Genomic DNA, 22,699 nt, shown 5'->3' on the forward strand with positions numbered 1-22,699 from the left:
TGAATAAACTTCTTTGCTGCCTTGTACCGAGGAATTGACTTCTTAGACTTTCTAGTAGACGCAGGTACATCTTTTGGGGTCTTCGGACACGTGCTATTCCCGCAGGACAAATGTTTTCGGTGGGGCGAGTAATCGCAGTCCCAAGGAAGACTACGTCTGAGGAGCATCGCACGCAGAAAATGCAATTGGAAATGCATTTTCAAGGAGTCGACTGCCCTCCGCTCCAATCAATTAGTGATATTGCAGTAGATCCATAATTCTTATTGTCTAAGAATACATACTAGCGTAAGAAATACACGTAGACTCCTGCGGGAGCAGAGGCATAGGTGAGACCCCACAGTGCGTAGCACGAGGAGGCTCACCAGCCGCCCGCGGAAAGCGGAGTGTATTTCTGAAGCGGCAGAGATTACACTACATTTACATTTCATAGAAAATCTAAATTTTGAATAAAGTTCGGGTTTTACTTTAACTAAAACACTTTTGTCTCAGCCTCTGAACCCCTGCATACTACACTGCATATAGAATTGTCGGACACATTTTTATATTATCACTTTGTTTTTCATTGTCCTCGCTATGCTCGAGGAAGCTCACCAGCACCCGCAGAAAGCGAAGTGTATTTCCGGAGCGATCGAGATCAATTCTCTAGACCTAATTATCCTTTGCTTGTCTATGTAATTGCTTATAGCTACTTTTGCCGAACACAGAAATTCCGAACGCATTCGAACTCTATCGGGAGATATTCGAGTTGTTCGGAATTTTTTTTACTTACATAGTTACAATGCCTTTTTCTTTTTTGCTGTAGTTGTTGTTTTCTTTTTAGGCTGTTTTGGCTTTGGTTTTTCTTTTTTTGCACGATCCAATGATGCCTGAAGTGCTTCCATCAGGTCGGTCACATTGTCTGGTTTTGGCTTGTCTTTTGCAGTTGCTGTTTGGTCCTTACCTTTTTTCTCTTCAATTAATTCTAATAAGGCAGTTCGATATTCATCGGTATATTTTTCTGGTTCGAACTCAGTCGTTAATTGTTCAATCAACATTTTAGCAGTATCTAATTCCTTCTTCGCAATTTCCGTCTCCTCAGGTACATTTGGCACGTCTTTCACATTTCGTACTTCATCCGGAAAATGAATTGTCTCTACAACTAGCGTATCTTCGTAAATTCGGATGACGGCTAGTTGCTCTTTAGAACGAATCGTCATCTTCGCCACACCTATTTTCCCCGTATCCTTTAGGGCAGCGCGTAATAAACTATATGCCTTTCCTCCGCCTTCATTCGGAGAAAGGTAGTAACTTTTTTCAAAATAGATTGGATCGATTTCCTCTAACTTCACAAAGTCCACAATTTCTACAGAGCGATCCTCTTGTTCCTTTTTCAAAGCTTCTAAATCGTCATCATCTAGTACGACAAATTTATTTTTAGCATATTCATACCCTTTTACAATTTCATCATTTTCTATTTTACGGTCACAAACAGGACATACCTTTTCATATTTAATCGGTGAATGGCATTCTTTATGTAACTGCCTTAGCTGCACATCTTTATTCTCTGTTGCCGCATGCAACTTCACCGGAATATTCACTAATCCAAAGCTAATGGTACCTTTCCACATCGTATGCATCAAAAATACCTCCTTTAATTTTTAGTTTGTCGAAAAGCATTTAAACTTATCCAATGTGGATTAAATTTCATGAAAATATGCCACCTTATAATGGAAGGGAGTTTTAAAAAATGGACGTGATGAAGCCAATTGCCAGCACCGATATCCCCACGGGTGACGACTGGCTATATGAAGTAAAATATGACGGGTTTCGCTGTGTATTAGATTGGGGTAAAAACGGGGACATACATCTAACTAGCAAAAACAAGCACGACTTAACCCCAAACTTCCCTGAAATTGTTGCTTATTGTAAGGAGATGGAAAAGGTAGTTGTAGAAATGCTTCCACTAAAATTGGACGGAGAATTGGTTATTTTGAATAACCCATACCAAGCGAACTTTTCAGCGATTCAAAAACGAGGTCGTTTAAAAAATAAAGAATCCATCGAAAAATCATCATCAGAAAGAGCCGCAACTTTCATGGTTTTTGACTTATTAACAGTAAAAGGCAAAACCTTACAAAAACTACCATTTGAAGAACGAAAACAGAAACTTGTCGAACTTGTTGAAGCTGGCAATTTCAAAGACAGAATAAAACTGATCGAAGCTTTTTCTGATCCGAAAGAACTTTGGAATATTGTGTTTGATTCTAAAGGGGAAGGAATGATTGCGAAACGGAAAAAAGGAGTCTATGGTCCAGGTAAAGGTCATCGTGATTGGTACAAAATTAAAAACTGGCGCACCTTCCAAGCTATTTTAACAGCATATGACAGTAAAAATGAATATTTTTCTGTAGAAGTATTTCAAAACGATGAATTAGTTGAAGTAGGAAAATGCAAGCATGGACTCGATTCTGAAGCCTTTCAAACCGTACAAAAATTATTTTTAACTAATGGGGACAAACGTGGGGACACCTACCGTTTACCACCAGCAATATGTGCTTCAATTCATACATTAGACATTTATCGTGGGGAACTTCGTGAACCTGAATTTAAATCGCTATTGCCAAATCTATCACCCGAAGAATGCACATTAAGCCAGTTTGAAATTGACATGGCATTACTACCAACTTCTGTAGACATCAGTAAAACCGATAAATTATACTGGCCGGAAACGAACAGAACCAAGGGAGAATTATTAACGTACATGCGTGAAATTTCACCTTATATGTTACCCTTTTTACAAAACCGAGCTTTAACCATTATTCGCTGTCCCGATGGTATTAACGAAGAATCATTTTTTCAAAAACATTTACCGAGTTATGCTCCTTCTTATATTAAGGGTGTTGGTAAGGGCGATGAAAAGTTAATTGTCTGTGATTCTTTGGATTCATTAGTGTGGTTTGCAAATCACGGCTCCATCGAATTTCATGTTCCATTTCAATATATTACAAGTAACAAACCACTAGAGATTGTATTTGACCTAGATCCCCCAGACCGTAGCAAATTCCATTGGGCAATCGAAGCTTCAAAAATCATTAGGCAACTATTGGATGATTTAAATCTAATTTCATTTATAAAAACCTCTGGAAACAAAGGGTTGCAAATTCATATTCCAATTCCAGAAGGCACGATGTCTTATGAGGAAACAGCAGTATTTACTCAAGCGATTGCTTGGACGGTTGAAAACCAGAAACCGGATTGGTTTACGACAGAAAGGATGAAAAATAAGCGGAATGGACGATTGTATATCGACTATGTACAACACGGAAAAGATAAAACAATTATTGCTCCTTACTCACCACGGAAAACAAAAGAGGCTTCCATTGCAACACCATTGTTTTGGGAAGAAGTTACAGAGCATTTACGACCGGAACAGTTTACCATTAAAAATGGTGTAGAACGAGTGCAGTCCCAAGGATGTCCATTCGCTAATTTTTATAAAGTGGGAAAACATCAAGACATAGACATGATAGTGGCTTTGATTAAATAAAAACCGCCCCAATTGAGGCGGTTTATTTTTATTCTATAGTGAGCTTGTTTCTTCAATTGCTGTTTTATCATTAAATGTTTTTAAGTTTAATTTACCTAAAATACGTGATGTTAATGTTCCTGAAACCATTGATCCGTTAACATTTAATGCTGTACGTCCCATATCGATAAACGCTTCGATTGAGATTAACAGACCGGCAAGAGCAACTGGCATATTCATCGATGATAATACGATTAATGCAGCAAATGTAGCTCCACCACCAACACCAGCAATACCAAATGAACTAATACCAATGATCAATACTAACTGAAGGATAAATCCCGGATCTAGTGGATTAATACCAACAGACGGTGCAATCATCACTGCTAACATTGCTGGGTAAATACCGGCACATCCATTTTGCCCCATTGTCGCACCAAATGATGCAGACATGTTCGCTACCCCTTGATCTACACCAAGAGAATTTTTCTGTGCAGCAATATTTAATGGAATTGTACCAGCACTTGAACGGGATGTGAACGCAAAACCTAATACTGGAATAACTTTTTTCAAGTATGTTAATGGATTTAATCCGAAAACACCAACTAGGATTAAGTGTAGAATAAACATAATTCCTAGTGCCACATACGATGCTAATACAAATTTACCAAGTTCTAGAATTCCTGCAAAGTCAGTGCTTGCTACCGTATTTGCCATTAGCGCTAAAATACCATATGGAGTTAAGCGCAATACTAACGTAACGATACGCATAACGACGGCGTACACAGCATTTACCATCTTCGTAAACATTTCTGCTTGCTCTGGATTTTTTCTTCGTAACCCTAACACTGCTATCCCAACAATAATTGAGAAAATAACAACTGCAATTACTGAAGTTGAACGTTGCCCTGTCATATCTAAGAAGATATTTGATGGGATGAAGTTAAGAATCTTTTGTGGAGTGGATTGATTTTCCACATCTACTAATCGATCTTCAAGCATTAAGCCACGATCAGATTCTGCTTGCCCAGCCTCAATTTGCTCAGCACTTAAATCAAATACTGTAGCTGTTAAAATACCAACTAGCGCTGCTACCATTGTAGTTGAAATAAGAATACCAATAATCCAACCTGACATTTTACCAAGTTCCGCAGTTTTTTGTAGGTTAATAATAGATTGAATGATGGATACCATTACTAGTGGTACAACAATCATCATTAAGAAATTGATATATCCTCGCCCTACAATACTATACCAATCGGTTGTTTGTGATAAAACTTCAGAGCCACTTCCATAAGCCCACTGTAAAATGGCACCAAGTACGATACCAAGCCCTAAACCAGTAAACACTCGTTTAGAAAAAGAAACGTGCTTTTTTTGCATGTATATTAATACACTAATAATTCCAAGCATAACAGCTATATTAATCAATAGATAAATAGTATCCATTTTGTTCCCTCCAGTTGTTAATCTATTATAATTCCGATAAAAATACTATGACTTATTTAAAATACACGGAATTAAAGCTATTGTCAATAGAAGTAACCGAAATTAATCAGGGCTATTTGCATTATTATCTACCAGCAGCCCAATAATTATCAATGCCCCTTAGATCAGAAGAATTGATTCTTTAGGAATGGAGTTGTGGAAGGGTATCGATGACCTTTCGATGTTTTTCTTAAACTCAAAGGGCATCGAGACTCACCAATGGTTACCTTTGACTACGTAAAAAAGGATGAAAAGCCCATCAGGCCAATCATCCTTTTAATAATAAATCTCACAGTCTATTTCAATGTTGCTTGTAATTCCAATTCTACATTCCCTTGAATCGCTCGGGATATCATACAACTTTTCTCTGCCTTTTCAACCAGCTTCTTCAATAATTCTCTTTCCTGATCACTTGCCTCTGACTTTAATTCAACTGTTGGCTTATGAATAATTTTCTTAAACGTAAAAACACCATTTGTTACGTCAACGATTCCTTCTGATTCCAATCCCATTTCATGTAATGGGAGTTTTGCACGCTCAATCATTGCTGCCAAAGTAATAATATAACAAGTAGCAGCAGCTCCTAGCAGCATTTCATCGGGATTCGTTCCAACTCCTGGACCATCCATCTCAGGTGGGATGGATATTTTCGTTTTTAAATTTCCTGCATCAATATATCCTTCACTATTTCTCCCACCTGGCCAATCTGCTTTTAAATGAAAATGATGTTCTGCCATCTTATCACCTCTTGGACCATTTTAACTTTAATAGAAGAAATAAGCCATTACTTCCCCGAGCACTACACCTATAATAACAATCAGCCATGCTGGTGTTTTCCAGAACTGAAGTAAAATGAATAAAATAACTGCTAATGAAAATTGAGCTCCTGTGTCAATAACACTAGTAAACACTGGATTATAAAAGGCTGCTAATAAAATTCCCACTACACTAGCATTTACCCCAGTTAAAATGCCTTGGAAGCTTTTCTTCTGTCTTAATTCATTTAAGAATGGAAGTGCGCCAATAACTAATAAGAAGGAAGGTAAGAACATCGCAACAGTTGCAATTACCCCACCTGCAACACCATTAATCATTGTTCCTATGTAACTAGAGAATGTGAATAATGGACCTGGCACAGCTTGAGCCATCCCATAACCAGCTAGAAATTCATCGCTTGTCAACAACCCATTTGGTACGACTTCCTGTTCGAGTAATGGCAGAACAACATGTCCCCCACCAAATACAATCGAACCTACTCTAAAGAAAGTATCAAATATATCGACATAGCTATTTGATACAATTTTCGATAATATTGGCAGCCCAATTAAGAGAATAACTAAAATGGAAAGTGCTATGATCCCTTGTGCTTTTGAAATCGAGACCGAAAACGATTGTATTTTTGTCTCCGCTTGTTTAGAGAACATAAAATATCCTAAAATAGCGGCACCCACGATTACTGAAATTTGCACTAAAGCAGATGGGAATAAGAGTACGATCATCATTGCAACAATCGCAATCGCAATTCTAGGACGATCAGGTGTTAGTTTTTTTCCTAGACCCAAAACTGCATGTGCAACAACGGCAACAGCAACGATTTTCAAACTTGTAATCCAATTGGCATCTCCTAGTGCAAACGATTGAAAGGCCATCGCAAATAATATCAAAACAAGAATGGATGGAATCGTAAAGCCAAACCAAGACACAATTCCTCCTAATAGTCCCCCTCGCAACATTCCAATCGCAATTCCAACCTGACTACTTGCAGGACCAGGAAGAAACTGACACAGCGCGATAATATCAGCATATGTTTTTTCATCCAGCCATTTCTTCTTATCTATATATTCATTCTTAAAATATCCTAAGTGGGCTACTGGGCCTCCGAATGATGTCAAACCTAATTTAAATGAAGTACCTAAGATTTCTAGTATAGATTTTCCCTTTGCCATATAATCCTCCTCTACATTTATTCTATTAATTTAACATATTCTTGAATAGATGTCGGCCGAATTTACATACTCTTAACAATTGGTTGAAACCAAGTTAGGTATCTTATCGTATAAAGAGTATCAGACTACAAAGGATGAAATCAGTATGGAAATTATTGAGCAATATATAAAAGAATACCAACAATTAAAGATTGCATTGAAATGGAAGGTACCAGACAAGACCATCAATATGGCCATCGCTGCAAATTATGTCATGAAGGATAAAGAAATAGACTCAGACAAGCTTCTTATCATTGCAGACACCATTAAATCGCAAGCAGGGCTTTTTTCTTCCATGAAGTCTCATTCAAGATTCTTAACAGCTTCGATTATGGACATTAACTTTGAGAACCCTACAGAACAAGTACCCGAACTTTTTACTTACTATAAACAATTTCGCAATGAAAAATTTAGTAGTGGTACCTTTACTTATATAGCAGCAACACTGTTATTAGTATCAGAATTGAATCCTGATGAAATTATTCCAAAAGCGAAAGATCTATATGACAGAATGAAGCAGGAACATGCTTTTCTCACTACTGCTAGTGACTATCCATTAGCAACACTACTTACAATTGAAGGTCGAACAGACACAATAGAGCAAATGGAGACATTCTATGAGGAACTGAGTAAGAATGGATTTTCAAAAGGGAATGACCTACAATTCCTAAGTCATATCCTTTCATTACCACCTAATGAAAATAGCCAAACCTTAATTAGCCGTGCTATTTCTGTATATGATTCTTTAAAAGTGATTGGAATCCGATCAAAACGAACGTATTATCCAGTAATTGGCATGCTTGCCTTATTGCCTAATGAAGAGCTAGATATGAAAAAAATTAAAGACTTATATGATCGTTTAATGTTGGAGAAAGATTTCAAATGGCAGAAGGATGTCAATGTGATGATGGCTGTAAACTTCTTTGTAAAAGGAAAACTAGAGCACACCACACTTGCAGAGACAAGCTTATACACAGTGGTTGAAGCAATCATTCAAGCTCAACAAGCTGTGATGACTGCTTCTATTGTCGCTGCTGCTACGGCATCAAATTCTAATAACAATTAGTGTGATGGAAGTGCATCGGACATTTGGTACGTTATGATGAATAAAATAGTTAAATGTGGATTTTTATGGACATCAGGTTCCTTATTTTGCAGAATATCAACGAGCTGCATCCGATTTTCTTGAAATAAAGGAACAGATGTCCAATACTGTCAAAAAACACCCTACAATCTCACTTTAGATGAAAAAATGTCCGAATCACTGTCCCATGAGTTCTTTTAAAATTACTGCTTGATTATGTCGTTTGTCTTTAGCGCCATACAACAAAGTCACTTGATCATTTTCCCGAACGATTTCTCTTAATCTCTGAAACGCCTCTTGTTGTTTTCCTTCTTGTAATTCCTTTATGTACTCTTTCTTAAAGGCTTCAAATTTGGATACATCATGTCCAAAGGTTTTACGTAGTTCAGATGTTGGAGCTACATCTTTTAACCATAAATCAAGGTGAGCTTTTTCTTTAGAGATACCACGTGGCCATAACCTGTCAACCAGTACCCGATACCCATCAGTTTTATCAACTGAATCATAAATACGCTTTATCGTTACGTTCACCATGCCTCTCCTCCAAATCTGATTATCCCCCAAAATTAGCAATTAAAGGCAGTATAAATCACCTATTTTACCGAAGAATATTACTTGCAAAGGTCACCCACCCTTAACTATTGACAGGATTCACATATAATGGTTAAATAAATAATAGCTTTCAAAGGGGAGTAGCTTTAACAGTAATGTCGTCATTTCAGAGTATATATTACTCTCGGCTTTACTGGCAACTTACTTACGGTGTTGTTAGCAAGACCTTTGCCAATGTGGTAAAGGTCTGTAGTTTTTTAGAGGCTTTTACCATGATTGGTAAAAGCCTCTATTTTTTATTTCGCGAAGGGAGTTTCAACATGGAATCACTATGGATGGAGTACTTATGGACTTTATTAATTCTTATTGGTCTAGAGGGAATATTATCTGCTGACAATGCTCTCGTAATGGCTGTAATTGCTAAACATTTACCAGTTGATCAGAAGAAGAAAGCAATCAACTATGGTATATTGATGGCTTTTGTCTTTAGATTTTTGGCCTTATTTGTTATTTCTTTTCTTGCAAATGTTTGGCAAGTTCAAGCAATCGGTGCAGCTTACTTAATATACTTAGGCCTCAAGCATGTTGTCATTGATCATTTTAAAAAGCCTAAAGAGGATGACAAAGAGGAAGAGAAAGAAGAAAAATCTGGTGGCAAAGGGTTTTGGCCTACTGTTGCTAAAATCGGACTTGCGGATTTAGCTTTTGCAGTAGATTCTATCTTAGCCGCAGTAGCACTTGCTATCGTCTTACCTGAAACTCCATTACCTCAATTTGGTGGTATGGACGGTGGTCAATTTATCATCGTAGTGTTAGCTGGTATAGCTGGATTAGTATTGATCAAATACGCAGCCAATTGGTTTGTTCAACTGCTTGCTGTTCGTCCAGGTTTAGAAACAACTGCATATTTAATCGTTGGTTGGGTTGGTATAAAATTAGCCGTCATTACGCTTAGTCACGAAAAAGTTGGATTACTTGATCCCCACTTCCCACACAGCACAACTTGGACAATCGCATTCTGGGGAATTTTAGCAGCTATTGCTATAATTGGGTGGTTTGTATCTGGTAAAAATGGTAACCAAGAAAAAACACCTTCTAATGAAGGTTCATCTTCTTAAGAAAAACTAGAGAGCGCACGTTTTGCGACGTACGGATTATGCCTACAGCTAGACAACATCTTTTGGTGATTTCTCAGCTCAAAGACCAGTGAAATAAACGCATATAGTTTCTTCGCTAGTAGCAGGCACTCTGAACTTTTTCTTACCATTTAAAAAGAAATAACCACGAGAATAATTCTCGTGGTTATTTCTTTTATACTATTTATAAAGACAGTGCCGAATTATCCACAATTCCTATAAATCAATTACTGGATGATTTCGTTAATTACTTGATTCATTTTTTCTTTTAATACCTCTAAGTCTTGTTCGCTTTCAGCTTTCGTCTCTCCACAAACACCGTAGTAACATTTTATTTTTGGCTCTGTTCCAGAAGGACGTAAGCAAACCCACTTATTGTTCTCTAGCACAAATTTTAGGACATTTTCCTTTGGCAATGGAATCGTTTCCTTTGTTCCATCTTCTAAATTCATTCTTTCACTTACCAAATAATCCTCGAACTGTTCAACTTTGAATCCAGCTACTTCTTTGAAAGGAGTCTCGCGAATCGTTTCCATTATTTTGGCGATTTTTTCGGTTCCTTCTTTTCCTTTTAACGTTAGAGAAGATAGTCCTTCTAAATAATATCCATGTTTCTCATATAATCCATCTAATGCTTCTAATAAGGTTTTCCCTTGTTGTTTCCAGTAATAAGCCATTTCACATGCCATAACAGCTGCTTGTACGGCATCTTTATCTCGAGCAAAACCACTAATTAAATAGCCATAACTTTCCTCATACCCAAATGTAAATGTCTCACCTGTTGCATCAAATTGATGAATCTTTTCTCCGATATATTTAAAGCCTGTTAAGGTATCAATTGTTTCTACTCCATAAGAATTCGCAATTGTTGTACCTAGCTCTGAGGTTACAATTGTTTTTAACACCCTGGAATTCGGTAATAAGACAGGGTCAGTATGCGTTAAAATATAATCAATTAATAATGCACCTAACTGGTTACCAGTGAGGACACGATAGTCGCCATTTGCTTCTTTAACTGCTACTCCAAGTCGATCGGCGTCAGGATCTGTCCCCAAGAGAATGTCAGCATTTTTCTGTTTTCCTAACTCTATCGCCATCTTAAATGCTTGATGTTCTTCTGGGTTTGGCGATTGAACAGTTGAAAATTCAGGGTCTGGAACAGCTTGTTCTTCTACAACCTCCACTTGGTTAAAGTTCAGTTGATTTAATCCTTTCATCACTAAATCATGTGCAGTACCGTGTAGTGGCGTAAAGACTATTTGCAAATCTTTTTCCTTTTCCATTAAGCTTTCATCTAGCTTTGAGATTAGTTTTAGTCGCTCTAAATAGGCATGGTCCACTTCCTGTTCAACCCACACCAACAAGCCTTTTTCTTCTAGTTCATCACGTTCTAGAATAGGAATGGTTAGTTCACTTTCCACTTCCTGAATTCTAGCTATTACTTCATTAGCCTCTTTCGGAACCATTTGTCCTCCGTCTTCATTATAAACTTTAAATCCATTATACTCTGGAGGATTATGACTAGCCGTTATCATTGCCCCAGCTACTGTCCCTAAGTATCTAACAGCAAAAGATAATAACGGTGTCGGTCGTAATGATTTAAATACATACGTTTTAATCCCAAATGAACCAAGAACCTTGGCTGTTTCCAAAGCGAATTCTTGAGACATATACCTAGAATCATATGCAACGACAACTCCTCGGTCATGCACATTAACACAATTATCTAACAGATACTTAGCTAATCCATAAACTGCTTTACGAATGGTATAGATATTCATACGATTCGTTCCCACTCCTAGAACGCCTCGCATTCCACCAGTACCAAATGTTAGTTCTTTATAAAAAGCATCTTCTAATACGGAAGGGCTATTCTTTAATTGTTCTAATTCATTTTTTAACGTATCATCCAACGTAGGAAAGTTAACCCACGTTTGATATGCTTCTTCCCAGTTACTCATCCTTAATCCCCCAAAAATATTTATAGATTTTATTGCTATCTAATATGTACTATACTTTATGCTTCAAATTTTAGCATAATTCCCCATTATATTCTAATATACGTAAAATCCCGTTTAAAATGTATGATTTACGGCAATAATTTTATTGTTACTAATAAGGTTTTCATCGTAATGAAACTACGATAGAATAAAGGAAATTACTATAAGAAAGTGTGATGCATTTGTTAAAAAAGCGCTGGTTTCAAGTATTAATTACAGCCATTCTTGTTTTTCTATTAATCTTGCTAATATATGCTACTAGATTTATCTTTGACCCTCTATTGAAATACATCAGTGCCGTTGCTCTTCCTTTTATTGGAGCAGGTCTTTTATTCTATCTAACAAAGCCTCTCATGAAACTACTTGAAAAATATAAAATCCATCGCATTCTATCCATATTTATCGTATTTGGTGTTCTCATTTTAGTCGGTTATGTATTCGCTATTTTTATTGCACCAGTGGCTCGTGATCAATTTGAAAGGTTAGTTGATAACATTCCAGGAATGGTTAATGGTACACAAAATTTCATCAATTACTGGCATGATAATCAAGCCTTTATCCCAGACCAAGTCATCGAAACAATCAATGACATTACTTCCAATTTACAAACATACATCGAACACTTCATGACATTTCTATTTGGCTTTGTGAGTCAACTAATTGGGTTTATTTTTTCCATAGTGTTAATTCCATTTTTCTTGTTTTTCATGTTAAAGGATGGAGATAAATTCATCCCATTTGTGACTCAGATATTCAGTAAAAAGAAGGCAAACAATTTAAGCAGTTTGCTTAATAAAATCGATAAGACGTTAACTGCGTATATTCAAGGGCAATTAATTGTCAGTATCAGTATTGGTGTCATGCTATTTATCGGATACTTAATTATTGGCCTTAACTATGCATTAACACTAGCATTGTTTGGAATGTTGATGTGTATTGTCCCGTTTATTGGTCCATTTATTGCTGTTATTCCTGCAATGTTAGTCGGGGTTTTCCAAGATCCAATGAACCTTTTCTGGATTGCTTTAATAATGATTATCGCTCAACAGATAGAGGGGAACTTAATCTCGCCAAATGTTATGGGACACGTCTTAAGTATTCACCCACTCACTATTATTACCGTAATCTTAGCTGCAGGAAGCATTGCAGGATTCATTGGCATTTTATTTGCTGTTCCTTTTTATGCAGTAGTGAAAGCCATCATCGTTCATTTTTATGACACCTATGTAGATTCAAAAAAGAATAAAGAAGAAGCGCTTATTTAAAATAATCTCCTACTATTAACGGAACCAGGATTCCCTTCAACTATTTGAGGAATCCTCGTTCCGTTATTCCATGAAAAACCTCATTTTTGAGCATATTATGTAATCCTAGTTCCTTTATTTGTGCTTTCAACCATAAATATACTTGTTTTTGGGCCGATAAAGGAACCAGAATCCGATTGCAGATCATTTACATAGTATTTTTGCCCATTAACGGAACCAGTGACCACAACGATTATCAAAGGTATCCTCGTTCCGTTATTACTTGGGAATGATAACAAATCATTATACGAATTTATAAACGACAGATGTTCCTGTTTCGTAATACCCTATTTTTTTGTAAATACCATTAGATGTTGGGTTTGCTGCATCTGTATATAAGGAGCAGAAGGAAAATCCTTCATCTAGTAATTTTTGCGATAAAGCTGCTACGGCACTCGTTGCATACCCTTTTCTCTTATACTCATCAGGCGTATAAACGGCATTGACCGTTACCCCATTTTCTGTACGTCTAGAATTGTTCACCATAGATACTGCTTGTCCATCCACTTCCCATACAAAAATAGACTCATTGTTTATATATGTTTCTGCTGTTTCCTTAGCTTTTTCTTTCGTTAAAGGCATATTTGCTTCTAATCCAAATGAATAGAGCCACCTATTAATTAAGTCTTTATGAGCTGAGGTTGCTTGAATCAATTTCCCTGTTTTATCTGGTGATACGCTTACAGAATCCAACTGATATATAATTTGCTCCACTTGTAATTTAGCTGATTTACCATTTTGTAATTCCCAATCCTTTATAAATTGCTCCACTAAAGTGACTTGTCCAATAACTCCCGGAACGTCATATTTGTTCTTATTTAGAAATTTAGTAATCTCAGTGAAAACCTCATTTGGTACATTTTCGATATCAGGTAGAATCCAATTATTTGGTTTTGTTTGCATAAACCCATAGATTGTTTCGCCATTATTCTCAACCAATCCCAAGTACACCTGTTCACCGACTATATCTGGATTTCCTTTTATTCTCTCAAGCAATCCTAACATCAAATTGTTGTTCGCCTCATTTTCCAGTAGCAAAGGCTTCATCTTTTCAAGGTATACTGCAATAGATTGCTCTATCTTTATAATCACTCTTCTTCACTCCCCCAATATCGATATATGTAATAATTGTATTAATCTTATCAAAATTTGTTGTATTGTAAAGGGGAAATCCGATAAACTAGTAGTGGGAGTGATATCAATTATGAATAGAGAAGAACTTCAAAATAAACTAGATGAATTAAAATCTGATTACGTTCGTATTCAAAGTGATTTGGATAAATTAGTTTATGTCCGAGGAAGAGCATCATCTGCAGAAGAACAACTAATACGGTTAGAAAAAGAAATTGCAGACATCTATAAGCAACTAGATGATTAAGAAAAGCACAGAGCGCCCGCTTTGCGACGTAAGGACTGGACTGAGGTGTAGGAGATAAAGGAAACACGACGACTAACGGGAGTCGATGTTGACTTATCGTACGGAGGCGAAGGAAGTCTCTCTAGTCGCAGGCGCTCGGAGCTAGACATCTCTGAATTTTATACTTTCTTATCTTTTTAGAAAAGGAGTAAAGCCATCTCTGGCCTTACTCCTTTTAATTATATAGTCTAGCTTGTATTTTCTTTTTTTCTTTATTCGGTGGCATTAGACTAATAATGGTATCTCCTACTCCAGGTACCGTCCTCATCTCTTCTGAATAATACTTTATTTGACCAGAAGGTTTGATTAAATACAAGAATACCGTTTCTTCATCCTTCTCCTGAAGATATTGCTTATACGTGTACTGTTCTGTGATCGTAGTTTGACGGAAAACAAAACCACTGTCGATTTTTTCAATTAAATCTTTCAGCGTAACATCTTTCTTAAATAGTACTCTCCCACCAACTTTAGACACAATTTCCATTGCATTTTTTTCATCCTTGTTGTAAGGGCTCACTTTAAAGACATTCATTCGTCCATACTCAGGCATGAACGTCGTACAAACTAAACCATTATAGGAGTTGCTGTCGGTTGCAGCAATTAAATATTCATAAGGAATCGTATCTAAATTATACTCAGTCTGCTCAGATAACATATTTTCGTAATAGAAAGGCACTCCAGATTCGCGAGCAATTTTTAGCCTTTCCCAGTTGTTATCAACAATGATTGTAGGTACATCTAATTTTGATAGTGATTTTGCTAATTCAACTGTAAATTTATTACTACCGACAATCAATGAACCTGGTTTCCCTTCCATCGACAGGTTAAGTTTTTTAGCTAACCAACCAATAGAAAAACCATGGGCGATTACGGTGAAGATTACTAGTCCAAACGTTAATGTCGTAAGGATTGATGCATCCTCATAACCTTCAGCTAATAGAACAGTAGCAAAGTAACTGGATACCGTTAAGGCAACAATTCCTCTCGGTGCAATCCAACCAACTAATAATTTTTCATTCGTAGTGAGCCCCGTTCCAATTGTCGACAAGAAAATCGACAATGGTCTTACAGCAAACATCATCAATAGAACATATCCAATAATATTTGGACTAAAAATATGCAAGATCGTGTCAATCTTCAATGAAGCTGTTAACATAATAAAGATTGCTGATATTAAAAGAATCGTTATATTCTCTTTAAAATGACGCATTTCCTGAACGGACGAGATTCCCATATTCGCTAAAGTAATCCCCATTGCCGTTACAGATAATAACCCTGTTTCATGCATAATCTCATCTGCACCAGTAAAACAGAAAATAACAACTACGATTACAGCAGGTGATTTTAGGAATTCTGGTATATGTCCTGTTTCGAACATCCATCCAATCCCTCTACCACAAAGCCAACCAAATATAGCTGCGAAAATGGATGCAGCAAAGAACATCAATAATTTTGATCCATCAGGGTTACTAGATGTCAAAAATGAGATAATTTCAAAAGCAAAAACAGCCAATAATGCCCCAATTGGATCAACGATGATTCCTTCCCATTTTAAAATCTTCGCTGGTCTAGGTCTTAATTTGGATTGTCTTAAAAGAGGCATAATAACTGTCGGACCTGTAACGATAAACAGTCCTCCGATTACAAACGACACTGCCCAAGACAAACCAGCAATATAATGAGCTGTTAGTGACCCTAATATCCATGCGATAAAAGCACCAACAGTTGATATTCTAAAAACAGGTTTCCCTAATCCACGCAATTCCTTAAAACTTAAATTTAAGCTACCTTCAAATAGAATAATTGCTACAGCTACGGAAATGATTGGATTATATAAATCTCCAAAGTCTTCTTCAGGATTGATTAGGCCAAATATTGGACCTACTAGTAAACCAGTAACGGCCATAACAACAATAGCAGGCATCCGATACCGCCAAGCCAACCATTGTGACCCAATTCCTAAAAGACCAATTAACATGACTTCAAATAATAATGATGGAACCATTGGGTACCCCCTTTTCTCAGAAGTTCTTATAATTATCTGCTATAAAATCCCTTTAATACCCTATACTACATTTATCGAAGACTACTTCCGATTAGCAGTTTATTCATAATATAATTTATAATAACAAACCAATTTTGGTAGCATTTGGAATTTCATCCATTTTGATAACTATAGATAAAAACATTCTAAATGCGATAGCTTCGAATGTAAACCGTAAAGTCTCTATTGTGATATTTTTCATTGACAACGAGATAGTAAGATTGGTACGATTAAGCTGTTTTTTTGAATTCATATTTTATTAAAAATATTAATGTTGATTACTAAGGAGTTTCTATTTTGAACAGAGATATATTCGTTATCGGATTTATGCTTTTTGCTCTATTTTTTGGAGCTGGGAATTTAATCTATCCACCTACACTAGGAATTGAGTCCGGTACTGCATATTGGAGTGCAATTGCTGGTTTCATTCTTACAGGAGTTGGACTTCCAATACTGGCTGTTATGGCTATATCGTATGTGAAGGACGATGCTAGAGAATTAGCCGAAAAAGTCCATCCATTATTTGGAGTCCTATTTACCTCTATTATTTATTTAGCAATTGGACCGTTTTTCGGAATTCCAAGAGCCGCAACAGTAGGATATGAGATGAGCATTGAACCAATTCCGACTATCGGTTCATCTTACAGTTCACTATTCATATTCACGACCATATTTTTTGTTCTTGTACTATTAGTTAGTTATAACCCATCTAAAGTTGTTGACCGGATTGGGCAAATTCTAACTCCTATCTTATTATTAGCTATAGTTGTATTAAGTATAGGTGCAATTTTTTTATTAGAGGGGCCACTCTCCATCCCGTCGGAAAAATATAGTACTGCACCATTTTTCACTGGATTTGTGGAAGGTTATTTAACAATGGATGCTATCGCGGCATTAGCATTTGGGATTATTGTCGTGAATGCTTTTAAAGAAAGAGGATTAACCAATCAACAAGACATTATGAAGTCAACTCTAAAAGCTGGTATTATTACAGGAATCGCATTATCTACCGTGTATGCAGCTATAGGGTGGCTAGGTACAAAAATGGCGAGCCATGGAACATTTACAAATGGTGGAAATATATTATCAGAAGCCGCAAATCTAACGTTTGACTTCTATGGCTCCATTATTTTAGGGATTATTGTTACACTGGCATGTTTTACAACATCAGTAGGGCTAGTTGTAGCAGCTGGGCAATTTTTTTCAAAGGTAACTAGTTTTTCCTATAATATGGTAATTATTATTGTAACAATAGGAAGTTGGTTGATTGCTAATCAAGGCTTGGATACAATTATTGCATTTTCAGTCCCTGTCCTTGTTTTTATCTATCCAATTGCCATCGTCCTAATCTTACTGTCATTTACTCGCAAACTATTTAGTGATTCTAAAGGGGTATATCGTGGTGCAATTTTATTTACTGCACTAATCAGCCTTTACGATGGACTAAATGCATTTGGTCTCAGCCTAGATGGAATAACTCCTATTATATCTAAACTACCATTTTTCGATATAGGATTAGGATGGCTTATTCCTGCAATTATAGGTGGCTTACTAGGAGCGTTATTTAGAAAACAAAAAATATGATCTAAAAACCTGTAATAGTCAGTATTGATATTACGGGTTTTTATTGTTCAAACGTTCGTTTGAGAAGAATAGGCATTAAACAAACGTTTGATTGAGGGTTTTATTGTTAAACAAACGTTTGATTAAATTATATTCATGTTTTAAATACTAGTTTTTCTGTCCATAACTGTAAGAAATATGGTAGGATAAAAGGGTTAAGGAGGATAATAAAATGATAGCAGAGCAAGAAAAAATTCTACAAACTTATTTTGGCTATGAGTCGTTTCGCCCCGGCCAAAAGGAAGTAATTAACCACATCCTACATATGAATAACACCTTAGCAGTAATGCCTACTGGTGGTGGGAAGTCCCTTTGTTATCAAATACCCGGACTTTCACTAGAAGGAACCGCCATCATCATCTCCCCTCTTATCTCTCTGATGAAAGACCAAGTAGATGCACTTCACGCGTTAGGAATCCCTGCTACGTATATCAATAGTTCGCTATCGCCTGGTGAACAACAATCTAGATTACAAGATATAGCTGCCAGACGCTATAAGTTTGTGTATGTAGCACCAGAACGTTTCGATTCAACTATGTTTATGAATGTAATTCGACGGATTCCAATTGCACTTGTAGCTTTTGATGAAGCGCACTGTATTTCACAATGGGGACATGATTTCAGACCAAGTTACAGGTCGATCGTTCCTCAACTAAGACAATTAAGTAATATTCCTGTTTATATGGCACTTACAGCTACTGCTACGGAAGAAGTTATCTCTGACATTCAATCACTTCTTCAAATTAGCAGTGACTATGTCGTTAACACTGGTTTTGCTCGTGAAAATTTAGCGTTTCATCTAGTTAAAGGTAGAGACCGCACAAGTTATATCCGATCATTTTTACAAGAACACCCAGATGAGTCGGGAATTATTTACACTGCAACCCGTAAGCAAGCAGACAGTCTTTTTGATCAATTAACCAAACGAGGAATTCAAGTTGCAAAGTATCATGCTGGAATGTCGGAAAACGAAAGAAAATTATCACAAGCTGCCTTTATTCGTGATGAAAAAAATATCATGATTGCTACAAATGCATTTGGTATGGGAATAGACAAATCAAATGTCCGTTACGTAATCCATTATGCGATGCCAATGAATATAGAATCCTATTATCAAGAGGCTGGAAGAGCGGGACGTGATGGAGAAGCAAGTGATTGCATTCTATTATTCTCGTCCCAAGATGTTCGTCTTCAAAAGTTTTTAATTGAGCAGTCCTTAATGGACGAGTCTGCCAAACAGAATGAATATCGAAAGCTTCAAGCAATGGTCAATTACTGTCACACACAAGGATGCCTATCTTCTTATATATTAGATTATTTTAAAGATCCAATAGCCGGCAAAAATTGTGGTCGATGCGGCAATTGTGTGGAACGACTAGAAAAAACAGATATTACAGAGGAAGCACAGATGATCCTCTCCTGCGTTAAGAGAATGGGAGAACGCTACGGTGTCTCTATGACAGCAAAAGTGTTAAAAGGATCAAAGGATAAGAAGATTAAAGAGTTCAAACTCGATCGTATTACAACGTACGGAATCATGTCTGCTTATACAGAGAAAGAATTGACTGAACGCATTCACTTTTTAGTTGCCGAACAACTATTAGCAACAGAGGAAGGTCAATTCCCTACTTTAAAATTAAACCATCACTCCGTCGATGTTTTAAAAGGAAAACGGTCTGTCACCATGTACACAGCACCGATTCCAACTAGCGAGGAAGCCGATTATCATGAAGATTTATTCGCTATTTTACGCACATTACGTAAGACAAAAGCAGATGAGCAAAATGTTCCACCTTACGTACTGTTCTCTGATGTTACGTTAAAAGAGTTAAGCCGCTATTTCCCTGAAACAAAAGAGGACATGCTTCAAATCAAAGGGATTGGTGAGAAAAAATATGAACAATATGGAGAAATCTTCCTGGATGCTATTCGTAAATGGAGAGCAGATAATCCTGATATAAAAGAAAAAATTCGTATTTCAGGGTCAAGTAATGCTGCTCCTGCCCCGAAACGAAAAAAACAAGTGGATGATACACCGAGCCATATTACAAGTTATAATATGTTTCAATCTGGTAAATCAATCAAAGACATTGCGGTCATTCGTGAAATGACAGACATGACAATTGAGGGGCACTTGTTTAAAGCATATAAGCAAGGATATCCACTTGCTTGGAACATCTTTTTTAATGAGGAACAAGAAAAGATGGTATTAGAAGCCTATAATACCGTTGAGGAGCAAAAACTTAAACCTTTAAAAGAAGCACTGCCAGAAGAGTATAGTTACACAATGATAAAAGCTGTATTAGTAAAAAATGAAATGATGTAGTTATGGTGGGATAAGTATTTGTAGTGGTGGTGCGAATTCTACCGCTACGGAAAATACACTTCGCTTTCCGCGGGCGGCTGGTGAGCCGCCTCGGACTTTCGTCCTGTGGGGTCTCACCTATGCCTTTTTTCCCGCAGGAGTCTACGTGTATTTCCTCCGCTGGGCACCATTGTCAACTATTTATATCTATAAATTTGGTCGTTGATAGGAGTATATGGTAATTGTCTCACCGAATCCTGTGAGATTAGGAAGTACCTAAATTAACCGAAACAAAACAACTACAGTAGTAGAAATTAACCAAGCTCTTTTACTAATAACTATAAGTGGCAGCCAAACACTTTTCTTAAATTCCCTTCTCAATTTAAATACGCTCAGAACATAATAGTTCTGAGCGTATTTTTATCTTATATTAATTTCCTTTTACATTCAGAGCCCATGTCCCGTTACGGAATACTGCCTCTGTTGAACCGTCTTCTTTTACTCCATCAATGTCTAACTCTTCAGATCCAATCATGAAATCAACGTGCGTTAAGCTATCATTAACACCATGTTTGTCTAATTCCTCTTCGTTCATCGCAGAACCACCTTTAAGGTTCGTTGGATATGCTTTCCCAAGAGCGATATGACAAGAAGCATTTTCATCAAATAATGTATTATAGAAAATCAAACCAGACTGTGAAACTGGTGACTCATGTGGCACAAGAGCTACTTCTCCAAGTCTCGTTGCTCCTTCATCTGTTTCTAATAAATGTTTTAACGTATCTTCACCTTGTTCAGCTTTAAAATCAACGACTTTACCATCTTTAAATGTAAGACTAAAGTTGTCAATTAAGCTTCCACCATAGTTCAATGGTTTTGTACTTGAAACAGTCCCATTTACACCATATTTATGTGGCAATGAGAAAACCTCTTCAGTTGGCATATTTGGATTAAATGTAATTCCTTTTTCGGATACTGCAGATCCACCTTTCCAAATGTGGCCCTCTGGCAATTCCATTTCAAGTTCCGTCCCAGGTGCTTTAAAGATTAATTTCTTGTAGTTCTTTTCATTTAAGATTTCACGTGCTGTTTCTAATGTTTTATTATGTGCATCCCAAGCAGCAACTGGATCCTCTTGATCAACACGAACTATTTTAACGATCGCATCCCATAGGCTTTCAATTGCATCTTCACGAGATTTGTCAGGAAAAATCTTTTGTGCCCAATCTCCAGTAGGAATAGAAATAATCGACCAAGTAATTTTGTCGTTCATTGTATATTTACGGAAATTTTTCATTGCAAGTGCTGCTGCTTTATTTGCCTTTGCAACACGAGAAGAATCAATATCTTTTAACAAGTCTGGGTTAGTTGAACGAATGTTTAAAATCGCTGCTCCATCTTCAGCAAAAGTATCATGAAGCAATACTTTCCATTCCGGGTATGTCCCAATTACTTCATCTGGAGCATTTTCATATTTCAATAACGTTAACTCATCATCCACCCAATTAATATGTACGTCTTTTGCACCTAATTCATATGCCTTGCGCACTACTACTTTAGTAAATTCCGCACCTTCAAGTGGAGCATTGATCATCAATGCTTGTCCTTTTTGTAAATTAACACCAGTACGTAGCGCTAATTCTGCATATTTTTCTTGTGTCTGCTGTGATACCATCATTTGACCTCCATTAATAGAATTATTTGCCTACCGTTATTATTCCATAAAAAAGCTAATTTTCCAACTACATACCATTGAAAATCGAACAAATCTTCTCAGTGTATTTTACAGGATTTTCACATTATGCTATTATTAATAGAGAGTTACTTTTTGTAAGTAGCTAAACGATACTGTTAAAACGAGGTGATATCGATGAGCGAATTATGTCCACGGTTTGAAAAAGCAATGCAACTAATCAGTAAACGCTGGGTTGGTCTTATTTTGTCAGAACTAATTACTGGCAACAAACGCTTTTCTGAAATGGAATCGAATTTACCGGTTAGTGGTCGCTTACTATCAGATCGCTTAAAAATGCTCGAAAAAGAAGGTATCGTTGAACGCAACATCTATTCTGAATTTCCAGTCCGTATCGAATACTCTTTATCTAAAAAAGGGCAAGCACTAAAGCCCGTTATAGAGGAAATCCAACATTGGGCTGACGGTTGGATTACTCATGAAGAGGTTAAGGATCAAAAAGAAAATATTAAATAATGATTCGCACAGGAAACCATCCTTTGATTCCCTGTGCGTTATTTTTT

The 22,699-nt window shown here is 36.7% G+C and carries 17 protein-coding genes; 8 read left to right on the forward strand and 9 right to left on the reverse strand.

Translation table 11 applies throughout. The features are described from left to right. Positions 1 to 773 precede the first annotated feature (773 nt). A complete protein-coding gene (gene ku / locus BUB12_RS11770; RefSeq protein ID WP_072891118.1) occupies positions 774 to 1,616 on the reverse strand; it encodes a non-homologous end joining protein Ku in 843 nt (280 codons plus the stop codon). A 110-nt stretch (positions 1,617 to 1,726) separates the two neighbouring features. Between ku and BUB12_RS11775 the strand changes: the two genes are divergently transcribed. After that, positions 1,727 to 3,526, forward strand: a complete 1,800-nt coding sequence (locus BUB12_RS11775; RefSeq protein WP_072891119.1) for a DNA ligase D — start codon at positions 1,727 to 1,729, stop codon at positions 3,524 to 3,526. 33 nt (positions 3,527 to 3,559) lie between these two features. Here the strand turns inward: BUB12_RS11775 and BUB12_RS11780 are convergent, their stop codons facing one another. From BUB12_RS11780 to chrA, 3 genes are all read right to left on the reverse strand, one after another. Then, positions 3,560 to 4,954, reverse strand: coding sequence for an L-cystine transporter (locus tag BUB12_RS11780; protein WP_072891120.1), 1,395 nt, complete (start codon positions 4,952 to 4,954; stop codon positions 3,560 to 3,562). A 335-nt stretch (positions 4,955 to 5,289) separates the two neighbouring features. Then, positions 5,290 to 5,730 carry an OsmC family protein gene (locus BUB12_RS11785; protein ID WP_072891121.1) on the reverse strand — a complete coding sequence of 147 codons (441 nt, stop codon included), beginning with the start codon at positions 5,728 to 5,730 and terminating at the stop codon, positions 5,290 to 5,292. Between the two features lie 27 nt (positions 5,731 to 5,757). Then, a complete protein-coding gene (gene chrA / locus BUB12_RS11790) occupies positions 5,758 to 6,939 on the reverse strand; it encodes a chromate efflux transporter (RefSeq protein WP_072891122.1) in 1,182 nt (393 codons plus the stop codon). Positions 6,940 to 7,018: 79 nt separating this feature from the next. Between chrA and BUB12_RS11795 the strand changes: the two genes are divergently transcribed. Then, positions 7,019 to 8,044 carry a DUF4003 family protein gene (locus BUB12_RS11795; protein ID WP_234982688.1) on the forward strand — a complete coding sequence of 342 codons (1,026 nt, stop codon included), beginning with the start codon at positions 7,019 to 7,021 and terminating at the stop codon, positions 8,042 to 8,044. 195 nt (positions 8,045 to 8,239) lie between these two features. On the opposite strand, the gene BUB12_RS11800 is transcribed toward BUB12_RS11795, so the two are convergent. Next, positions 8,240 to 8,593, reverse strand: a complete 354-nt coding sequence (locus tag BUB12_RS11800; protein WP_234982694.1) for a DUF488 domain-containing protein — start codon at positions 8,591 to 8,593, stop codon at positions 8,240 to 8,242. Positions 8,594 to 8,934: 341 nt separating this feature from the next. On the opposite strand from BUB12_RS11800, the gene BUB12_RS11805 reads away from it, so the two are divergent. Further along, a complete protein-coding gene (locus tag BUB12_RS11805) occupies positions 8,935 to 9,732 on the forward strand; it encodes a TerC family protein (protein WP_072891125.1) in 798 nt (265 codons plus the stop codon). 245 nt (positions 9,733 to 9,977) lie between these two features. Here BUB12_RS11805 and BUB12_RS11810 read toward each other — a convergent pair whose 3' ends face one another. After that, a complete protein-coding gene (locus BUB12_RS11810; protein ID WP_072891126.1) occupies positions 9,978 to 11,711 on the reverse strand; it encodes a phospho-sugar mutase in 1,734 nt (577 codons plus the stop codon). 215 nt (positions 11,712 to 11,926) lie between these two features. On the opposite strand from BUB12_RS11810, the gene BUB12_RS11815 reads away from it, so the two are divergent. Continuing rightward, a complete protein-coding gene (locus BUB12_RS11815; protein ID WP_084063323.1) occupies positions 11,927 to 13,015 on the forward strand; it encodes an AI-2E family transporter in 1,089 nt (362 codons plus the stop codon). Positions 13,016 to 13,297: 282 nt separating this feature from the next. Here the strand turns inward: BUB12_RS11815 and BUB12_RS11820 are convergent, their stop codons facing one another. Continuing rightward, on the reverse strand, positions 13,298 to 14,146 hold the full coding sequence (locus tag BUB12_RS11820; RefSeq protein ID WP_084063324.1) for a GNAT family N-acetyltransferase: 849 nt from the start codon (positions 14,144 to 14,146) through the stop codon (positions 13,298 to 13,300). A gap of 112 nt (positions 14,147 to 14,258) precedes the next feature. Between BUB12_RS11820 and BUB12_RS17880 the strand changes: the two genes are divergently transcribed. Next, the gene (locus tag BUB12_RS17880) at positions 14,259 to 14,432 is read left to right on the forward strand and encodes an SE1832 family protein (protein WP_200801063.1); all 174 of its coding nucleotides are present in this window, start codon (positions 14,259 to 14,261) and stop codon (positions 14,430 to 14,432) included. Between the two features lie 214 nt (positions 14,433 to 14,646). Here BUB12_RS17880 and BUB12_RS11825 read toward each other — a convergent pair whose 3' ends face one another. Beyond that, a complete protein-coding gene (locus tag BUB12_RS11825; protein ID WP_072891128.1) occupies positions 14,647 to 16,476 on the reverse strand; it encodes a cation:proton antiporter in 1,830 nt (609 codons plus the stop codon). Positions 16,477 to 16,809: 333 nt separating this feature from the next. On the opposite strand from BUB12_RS11825, the gene brnQ reads away from it, so the two are divergent. Further along, entirely contained in the window at positions 16,810 to 18,099 is a 1,290-nt protein-coding gene (gene brnQ, locus BUB12_RS11830; RefSeq protein WP_143155630.1) for a branched-chain amino acid transport system II carrier protein, read from the forward strand. Between the two features lie 211 nt (positions 18,100 to 18,310). Beyond that, a complete protein-coding gene (gene recQ, locus BUB12_RS11835) occupies positions 18,311 to 20,464 on the forward strand; it encodes a DNA helicase RecQ (RefSeq protein ID WP_072891130.1) in 2,154 nt (717 codons plus the stop codon). Positions 20,465 to 20,873: 409 nt separating this feature from the next. Here the strand turns inward: recQ and BUB12_RS11840 are convergent, their stop codons facing one another. After that, positions 20,874 to 22,118: an aminopeptidase gene (locus BUB12_RS11840; RefSeq protein WP_072891131.1), complete on the reverse strand. Its 1,245-nt coding sequence runs from the start codon at positions 22,116 to 22,118 to the stop codon at positions 20,874 to 20,876. A 195-nt stretch (positions 22,119 to 22,313) separates the two neighbouring features. Between BUB12_RS11840 and BUB12_RS11845 the strand changes: the two genes are divergently transcribed. After that, positions 22,314 to 22,652, forward strand: coding sequence for a winged helix-turn-helix transcriptional regulator (locus tag BUB12_RS11845; RefSeq protein WP_072891132.1), 339 nt, complete (start codon positions 22,314 to 22,316; stop codon positions 22,650 to 22,652). Positions 22,653 to 22,699 lie beyond the last annotated feature (47 nt).

This window comes from Ornithinibacillus halophilus, assembly GCF_900129485.1.
Lineage (GTDB): Bacteria > Bacillota > Bacilli > Bacillales > Amphibacillaceae > Ornithinibacillus > Ornithinibacillus halophilus.